The sequence below is a fragment of the Acinetobacter sp. CFCC 10889 genome, from assembly GCF_003268395.1.
Taxonomy (GTDB): domain Bacteria; phylum Pseudomonadota; class Gammaproteobacteria; order Pseudomonadales; family Moraxellaceae; genus Acinetobacter.
Map to the genome: position 1 here is coordinate 1 of NZ_LQXQ01000091.1, position 8,497 is coordinate 8,497.

Genomic DNA, 8,497 nt, shown 5'->3' on the forward strand with positions numbered 1-8,497 from the left:
CTTTACGCCATCTGAACAAGTCGCTAAATCTTTTAAACCTAAATCTATGCCAATCGAGGTTTTAGCGGTGGTTTTCTCAGTTTTAATTGAATCAATCACAAGGCAAACATACCAACGCCCACGGCTATCCTCGACAAATGAGCCTGTTTTAACATTGTATTTGCTGAGTCCGTAACTATCCCATAGTTTGAATTGATGCTTACCATATTGAACATAGCCATCAGCATATTTGATTGCTACTTTCTTGAATGGTATCCATCCTAAAGAGCGTCTAGCTGATTTCTTATTGCTAACACGCCATTTTAATTTTGCTTTCTTGAATTGCTTGCGTCTTGTCACTAATTCTTCTGTAACTGCCTGTATCGTTTGGCTGTGCAAGTCACATTCTTTGGATGCACCTTTTGTATATTTTGCAATATTGTATGCTGAAAAGAATTGTTGTTTTCTTTGCAAGTGTTTAAAACACAAATCATTAACATAATTCCAGACAAAGTTTACCTCTAACGCTAGTTGGTCTAGCATCTTGCAATGTTTATCTTTTATGCGTAATTTAAGTGTCTTCATACTTAAAATATATTTGGCGTATGAGTACTAGTCAAGAAATTAGAACAGGTCGCCATTGTATTTTTAATATGCATGTACATTTAGTCTTTGTAGCTAAATATCGTCGAGATGTTTTTACTAAAGCGATGCTTGGAACGATACGTGAAGTATTTGAACGTGTCTGCTTAGACTTTGAAGCTGAGTTGGTGGAATTTGATGGTGAACATGATCATGTTCATTTACTTGTCAATTATCCGCCAAAAATAGCAATTTATAGCTTAGTAAATAGTTTAAAGGGTGCTTCTAGTCGTATTCTACGCACTAAACACCCTGAAATTAAAAACAAACTATGGGGAAATGCTCTGTGGTCATCTAGTTACTTCGCTGCATCATGTGATGGGGCTCCGATTTCAATCATTAAACAATACATTGAGATTCAGCAGACACCTCATTAGAAATCTTAGCTAATCCCCACAAGGAGAACTAGCGGATTGCAGCCTTATATCCCCGCCCTAAAAGACGAGGTTTTACGGCTATACGGATAAATAATTATTACTTTTGCTTATATGTAGCAATGCTCTAAACTCATCCCATTGAAAATGTGGGCCAGGATCTGTTTTACGATGTGGTGCAATATCTGAATGCCCCGCTAAATGCTGATCAGTTTTAGGGTAGGCTTTTTGCAAGTTTGCCACCACTTGTGCCAATACCTCATATTGTGTTTGCTCAAAATCCTGATCATCGCTACCTTCAAGCTCAATGCCAATCGAATAATCATTGCATTCAACTTTCCCCAAATAACTCGACCGTCCAGCATGCCAAGCACGGTCTTTAAAATTGACAAATTGCAGTACTTCACCTGTTCTTAAAATCAGTAAATGTGCTGAAACTTGCATCCCTTTAATGCTTTGAAAATAGGGATGTACTGACCAATCCAATTGATTTTGAAAAAATTGTTCAATATAACCTCCACCAAATTGCGAAGGTGGCAAGCTGATATTATGAATCACGATCAGCTGAATTTCAGTATTTTCAGGACGTTGATTATAGTTTGGTGACGGTACTTGTCGTGCACCAATCAATTGACCATCTTTAACTTGGAATGGTGAACCCGATTGCATGTAGATTTCCTAAAAGCAGTATTTTTTGCTGTCATTTTCTTGTATTGCATTCAAAGTAGACCATCAACACAAGCTAAACTGAGTGTACTCTGTTCTGCTTTAAATGAAAAACTTCTTCAATATTACAACCACAATGCTAATATATCGCTCAAATTTTAGGGTGAACCGAAAGGGAATTTCCATGAGCATTTCGCAAGCACTGCTTGAACAATCCATACAAATCAATATTCAACAAGCACTACAAGAAGATATTGGCGAAGGTGATATTACTGCCCTACTCACGCCCGAAGATGAACAAGCAACAGCGACGATCATTACCCGTGAAGACATGATTTTAGCAGGTCAGCCTTGGGTCAATGCCTTGATTCAAGCTTATGATCGAAATGTACAGATCACATGGTTGAAAAATGATGGTGACATGGTCAAAGCCAATGAAACCATTTATAAACTTGCAGGTTCTGCACGTAGTTTACTCACTGTAGAACGTCCTGCTTTAAACTTTATCCAAACCTTATCGGCTGTAGCGACCAAAACTGCAGATTATGTCAAACAACTCGAAGGGTTGAACACCAAATTACTGGATACACGTAAAACCTTACCAGGCTTACGTATTGCACAAAAATATGCGGTTGCAATAGGTGGGGGTCAAAACCATCGTTTAGGTTTATTTGATGCCTTTTTAATTAAAGAAAATCATATTATGGCAGCAGGAGGCATTGCACAAGCCATTGCAAAAGCACATCAGATTGCACCCAACAAGCCTGTGGAAGTTGAAGTGGAAACATGGGATGAACTTAATCAAGCCCTTGAAGCCAAAGCTGATATTGTGATGTTAGATAATTTTAGCCAACAGCAAATGATTGATGCAGTCAAACATGTTGCAGGACGCTGTAAATTAGAAGCATCGGGTAATATTACCATTGATAATTTACGTGAAGTAGCAAGTACAGGCGTTGATTATATTTCTATGGGTGTACTGACCAAAGACGTCAAAGCTGTTGATTTATCGATGCGTTTTAATGCTTAACTAATTTAAATATCATGTATTTCTCCTTGGGCTTGTCTCACCAAGGGGAAATAACGCTTTCATTTTGATTACAATTTAATCTAATTAAAACTTTGAAAGCCCTCTTGAACGGCTTATAATTGCCATCCTCCTAAAATCAAACTTCTCTCTGCAAATGAAGACTTTAAGACAACAAGTACTTTTTCTACTTGTGGCTTTTGTATCAGTATTGGCTTTTTTTCTGTATCAAGAAAATATTCAACATTTCTTGAATTTACCTGAAGCTTATCGAGAATTACGTCTATTTAAATATGGCTTTTCTGTACTGTTAAATTATGCCTTAATTAGTTTGATTTATTTGATATTCAGACGTACTTTTGCCACGATTCTGGTCAGCCAAGTGTTGATCTTTGTCTTAACCTTTATCAATATTAAAAAAGAGCAATATCTATCTGCGAGTTTGATTCCAAGCGATTTTTTATTGCTCAAAGAAACACTCATTGCAGCACCAATGTTACTCAAATTTGTATTTTTTGCAGGACTACTCGTCTGTATCGCACTGATGGTATGGTTATATAAAAAAGAACGTGCCGAAAAAAATACTTTACTTTGGGCGAATGCAGTACTATCCCTATCAATTTTAGGCTTCTTCGTTACTGCGAATTTTCAAAATAATTTTAGTCAAACCTGTTCAGGTGACAATAAGCCAAGTTTATGTAAATACAATATTTATTTACCAAATACTCGCAGTGATTGGGTCGGCGATCACATGAATATTCGCCAACTCGGTTTTAGCGCATTTTTCTTTTCTAAAACAGTAGATGGCATTAAAGCCAAAGTTTCGAATACGGCAAATATTCCTGAAACGAAAATTCAGAGTTTACTCACTGCTCCCGCTACGGCGCTAGATGTAGACAATCAGCCGAGTTCAGCGACAGAAAAAGTATTACCCAATATTATTTTTGTCATGAGCGAGTCCCATTGGGATGCAACCAAGCTTGATTCCAGTATTCCTAAAAATATTACCCCAACCATTGCAAAAAATCAGGTGAGTCAATTGTTATCACCGAGCTTTGGTGGTGGGACTGCCAACGTTGAATTCGAAGTATTGACCAGTTTAAATACCCATTTAAACCAAAACCAATTGGCTTATGTGGCAAAATTAAAACGTCCGACTTATTCATTGCCCATGTATTTAAATAGTTTGGGCTATAACACGACTGCCATGCATAACAATGGTAAATATTTTTATAATCGTAGCAGTGTCTACCAAAATTTGGGTTTTAACCAATTTACCTCGATTGAAAATATGGTCAGCGCTGCTCAACGCAGCAAATATATCAACAAAGCCGGTTGGGCAAATGATGATTTGATTTATAACAGTATTGAACAACAGCTCAAACAACAGGATCAGCCACAATTTATCTATGCCATCAGTGTTGAAAATCATCCAATGTATAATGATGACCGTTTTGGCGCGGATAATTTTAAAATCACTAAAAAAGGCGTTAGTGATCGATCAAAACGTGCGCTAAATACCTATTTATCAGGTATGCAACGTGCCGATCAGCATTTAAAAGCTTTACTTGATTCGGTCAAACAGTTACAACGTCCAACCATTGTCATTTTCTTTGGCGATCATTTACCTAATTTACAAAACGTCTATGATGAATATGGTTTTTGGGGGTCTGAACAAGCCAAAACTGAAAAAAACGATGTTCGTTTTTATGAAACACCTTTAGCAATTTGGAGTAATTTCCCATTAGACAAAAAACAATGGGCTGAACCGTTTATTCCTGCACACTTTCTTGCACTCCGTGTGTTAGAAGCTGCCCATGTCCCACTGTCGCCGTATTATCAATTTATTCAAAAAGTGAATCATTGTTATACCGCGATTCATAAAACAGGGAATCACAGCAATCAAAATTGTGAAAGCAATGCAGCACAATTATTGAATGATTACAAAGCTTTGAATCTTGATGTTTTAGATGGGAAAAACTTTAGTTATCAGTTGATGCGTCCGAGTTTGGCAGCAAATCAGGCGGCGTTATAACATTATGTTGACATTAAACTTCTGAATCCTATTTTATAGATTGAGAAGTTTTTTGATATTTTTGTACTGAAATCTGTTCAACTTCTTGTGTTGAACGTGGTGCTGTGGTCATTAAAAGAAAGGTCGTGACCATCAATCCGATAATCAATAAATTCATATTCCCTCTCGTCATCGTTTCTAAAGGCAAGCATTGTAAAAATAAAGCATGCTGATTTTTTAAAGATGACGTTACACAAGTCCTATTTTTATATAGAAAAATGTAAAGTAGTCAATATAGAGGGAAATAAAATAAGGTGCCGTAGCACCTTATAGAATAATAGAGTTTTAGCTATTAAATCCCATATACGGGTCTGAAATTGAATCCTGATTATTTTCAATACGACCTGCAAAACGACGGCTAAAAGAAGCATCATTCTGCATGCTTACGGTGAAATCATACCAGCCACCAAACTCAGTCATATCTAAAACTAAGGACTGCTCAGTAGGGCTTGTGTCAATTTCCCATGTTTTATTTGCTAAATAAGCATTAGCTTTTACTAACAATTTGCTGGTTTTTGCGCCATCATTGCGGACTTTTAAAGTCAGCTTATAACTACACTCTTCGACACAAATACGAATTTCAGGCAAACTTTCTTTCTGATTCTTTGCAGTTAAATCGCCGGTAAAACTACGATGAAAACCATTCGGTCCTAATACCCACAAATTATATTTGTCGTTAAATCTATTCCAGACATCATCAAGTTGTTTACCTGCCTCAACCATATAACGCTTCGGAATCGCATTGAGATTTAAGCGATCATAGACATGAAATACCGCCGCTTGAGTCCCTGTATTTGAAAACATCAATTTAACGTTTTGTGTGGCTGCATCAACTTCGGCACTGGTATGTAAAATATACGGCAATGCTTTAGATGGACGTACCCCTATTTCTTGCTTAGGGAATACCGCCAAATTTGGTCGAGTGACTTGTGGTAAAACTGCTTGTGCCTGACGAATTGCATCTGCCTGATCTTTCGTTTTTTGACCTGCTAACATAGGTAAAGCCGATGTATTGGGTGTTTTAAAATTAAAGGCCGTCGTCAAATCACCGCAGACAGCACGACGATATGGACTGATATTGGGTTCTTTAACTGCAAAACGTTCTTCTAAGAAACGAATCACCGAAGTATGGTCAAACACTTGAGAATTGACCCAGCCACCACGACTCCAAGGCGAAATTACATACATAGGTACTCGAACGCCGGGCCCATAGACACGCCCATCAGGTTGAGGTTGAGATTTAGACCCTGCCACCGCAACATGATCAAAATATTCAAAAGCCAATTCACTTGTGCTTAATGTGGTTTTACCTTGGAGATGACCTTTTTCATCACGAGATGGCGCACTAGGTGATGGGATATGATCAAAAAACCATCATTTTCATCAAAATTCACCAAAAGCACGGTTTGACTCCATACTTCTGGATTGGCAGTCAATGCATTTAATAATTCTTGAATATACCACGCCCCTTGTACTGGGCTTGATGGTCCAGGATGTTCACTATAAGTTGCAGGTGCAACGATCCAGCTCACTTGTGGTAATTTCTTTTGTGCAATATCATCTTTTAAAGCTTGTAAAAAACCACCATCTGGCATGGTATTGGCGATCCCTTTATACAACGGCTGAGTCGCATCAATTTTTTCATCATAAGCAGGACTTTTCAGATCATCATGACTCACAGGTTGACCTGATAACTCATTCGCACGACGGTATTGTTTAAAACCTGCTAATGGATTGTCGGTAAAATTATCTGGCATGGCTTGATAAACTTTCCATGTGACACCTGCCTGTTGTAAACGCTCAGGATAAGTCGTCCAATCATAGCCGACTGTAGATGCACCCATCGCATCAAACTCATTCACCACACTTGCAACATTGGCACCTGTTGGACCATTGGTTCCTGTCCAAATAAATTTTCGATTCGGGTTCGTGCCTGCATGCATTGCACAGTGATAAGCATCACAAATGGTAAAAGCATTGGCGAGCGCAAATTGATATTCGAGTTCAGCTTGTTTGTAATATCCCATGGATTGCGGTTGCTTATGTTCCACCCAATTGCCCATACGTCCTGCATCCCAGGCATCTTGACCATCTTTCCAAGAATGTGGCGTTCCACTAACACGTTGTGCATTACCTAATTTACTGTCTAAGTGATAAGGCAACACTTTATTTTTGTTTTTATCGTATTTTTCCCAAACTTTGCGTCCATTTGACAATGGAATGGTAAAGCGATCTCCAAAACCACGCACACCTTTTAAGGTACCGAAATAATTATCAAAAGAACGATTTTCTTGCGTTAAAATCACCACATGTTTCACGTCTTGAATGGTTCCTGTTTCAACTTTGGCATTAATTGCTAAAGCTTTTTGAATACTAGCAGGGAAACTTGCAAGTGCAGCAGCACCAAATATAGTTTTAATAGAATTAATTAAAAAATCACGACGATTCATCTTCAATATCTTTAATTTTTATCTGAATAGCTGTAAAACCTCGCCTTTTAGGGCGGGGATATAAGGCCGCAATCCGCTAGTCCTCCTTGTGGGGATTAGCTAAGATTTCTAATGAGGTGTCTGCTGAATCTCAATGTATTGTTTAATGATTGAAATCGGAGCCCCACCACATGATGCAGCGAAGTAACTAGGTGACCACAGAGCATTTCCCCATAGTTTGTTTTTAATTTCAGGGTGTTTAGTGCGTAGAATACGACTAGAAGCACCCTTTAAACTATTTACTAAGCTAGAAATTGCTATTTTTGGCGGATAATTCACAAGTAAGTGAACATAGTCATGTTCTCCATCAAATTCCATCAATTCAGCTTCAAAGTCTAAGCAGACACGCTCAAATACTTCACGCATCGTTCCGAGCATCGCTTTAGTAAAAACATCTCGACGATATTTAGCCACAAAGACTAAATGTACGTGCATATTGAAAACGCAGTGGCGACCTGTTCTAATCTCTTGACTATTGCTCATAGGCCAAATATATTTTAAGTATGAAGACACTTAAATTACGCATAAAAGACAAACATTGCAAGATACTAGACCAACTAGCGTTAGAGGTAAATTTTGTCTGGAATTATGTTAATGATTTGTGTTTTAAACACTTGCAAAGAAAACAACAATTCTTTTCAGCATACGATATTGCAAAATATACAAAAGGTGCATCCAAAGAATGTAACTTGCACAGCCAAACGATACAGGCAGTTACAGAAGAATTAGTGACAAGACGCAAGCAATTCAAGAAAGCAAAATTAAAATGGCGTGTTAGCAATAAAAAATCAGCTAGACGCTCTTTAGGATGGATACCATTCAAGAAAGTAGCAATCAAATATGCTGATGGTTACGTTCAATATGGCAAGTATCAATTCAAACTATGGGACAGCTACGGACTGAGCAAATACAATATTAAAACAGGTTCGTTTGTCGAGGATAGTCGTGGGCATTGGTATGTTTGCCTTGTGGTTGATTCAATTAAAACTGAGAAAACCACCGCTAAAACCTCAATTGGCATAGATTTAGGTTTAAACGATTTAGTGACTTGTTCAGATGGCGTAAAATTGAAAGCGCCTAAAATCTATCGGCAATATGAACAAAAACTTGGCATTGCACAACGTGCAAAAAATAAGAAACGTGTTAAAGCGATTCACGCCAAGATCAAGAATATTCGTCAAAACATGCTGCATCAATTCAGCCATAAATTGGTGAATGAACATGCAGCAATCTTCGTTGGCAATAT

General features: G+C 37.8%; 7 protein-coding genes and 2 pseudogenes. 4 read left to right on the forward strand and 5 right to left on the reverse strand.

Features of this window, described 5'->3' with window-relative positions; all coding sequences use genetic code 11:
- Positions 1–564: pseudogene (locus AVJ19_RS19735) on the reverse strand (RNA-guided endonuclease TnpB family protein); the annotation flags it as partial.
- 20 nt (positions 565–584) lie between these two features.
- Between AVJ19_RS19735 and tnpA (AVJ19_RS19740) the strand changes: the two are divergent.
- Positions 585–998: an IS200/IS605 family transposase gene (gene tnpA / locus AVJ19_RS19740; protein WP_111861273.1), complete on the forward strand. Its 414-nt coding sequence runs from the start codon at positions 585–587 to the stop codon at positions 996–998.
- Positions 999–1,076: 78 nt separating this feature from the next.
- Here the strand turns inward: tnpA (AVJ19_RS19740) and ampD are convergent, their stop codons facing one another.
- Positions 1,077–1,664, reverse strand: a complete 588-nt coding sequence (ampD, locus tag AVJ19_RS19745; protein ID WP_111861268.1) for a 1,6-anhydro-N-acetylmuramyl-L-alanine amidase AmpD — start codon at positions 1,662–1,664, stop codon at positions 1,077–1,079.
- A gap of 181 nt (positions 1,665–1,845) precedes the next feature.
- Between ampD and nadC the strand changes: the two genes are divergently transcribed.
- Positions 1,846–2,691: a carboxylating nicotinate-nucleotide diphosphorylase gene (gene nadC, locus AVJ19_RS19750; protein ID WP_111861269.1), complete on the forward strand. Its 846-nt coding sequence runs from the start codon at positions 1,846–1,848 to the stop codon at positions 2,689–2,691.
- A gap of 154 nt (positions 2,692–2,845) precedes the next feature.
- Positions 2,846–4,723: an LTA synthase family protein gene (locus AVJ19_RS19755; RefSeq protein ID WP_111861270.1), complete on the forward strand. Its 1,878-nt coding sequence runs from the start codon at positions 2,846–2,848 to the stop codon at positions 4,721–4,723.
- A gap of 28 nt (positions 4,724–4,751) precedes the next feature.
- Here the strand turns inward: AVJ19_RS19755 and AVJ19_RS22715 are convergent, their stop codons facing one another.
- The 3 genes and pseudogenes from AVJ19_RS22715 to tnpA (AVJ19_RS19765) all read right to left on the reverse strand — a co-directional run bounded on the left by AVJ19_RS22715 (position 4,752) and on the right by tnpA (AVJ19_RS19765) (position 7,734).
- Positions 4,752–4,880 carry a hypothetical protein gene (locus AVJ19_RS22715; RefSeq protein ID WP_265736098.1) on the reverse strand — a complete coding sequence of 43 codons (129 nt, stop codon included), beginning with the start codon at positions 4,878–4,880 and terminating at the stop codon, positions 4,752–4,754.
- 167 nt (positions 4,881–5,047) lie between these two features.
- A pseudogene (locus tag AVJ19_RS19760) lies at positions 5,048–7,212 on the reverse strand (phosphocholine-specific phospholipase C).
- Positions 7,213–7,320: 108 nt separating this feature from the next.
- Positions 7,321–7,734 (reverse strand): IS200/IS605 family transposase, encoded by a 414-nt coding sequence (tnpA, locus tag AVJ19_RS19765; RefSeq protein WP_111861271.1) that lies wholly within the window; start codon positions 7,732–7,734, stop codon positions 7,321–7,323.
- A 20-nt stretch (positions 7,735–7,754) separates the two neighbouring features.
- Here tnpA (AVJ19_RS19765) and AVJ19_RS19770 point away from each other — a divergent pair.
- On the forward strand, positions 7,755–8,497 hold a 743-nt coding region (locus AVJ19_RS19770), incomplete at its 3' end, for an RNA-guided endonuclease InsQ/TnpB family protein (protein WP_111861272.1).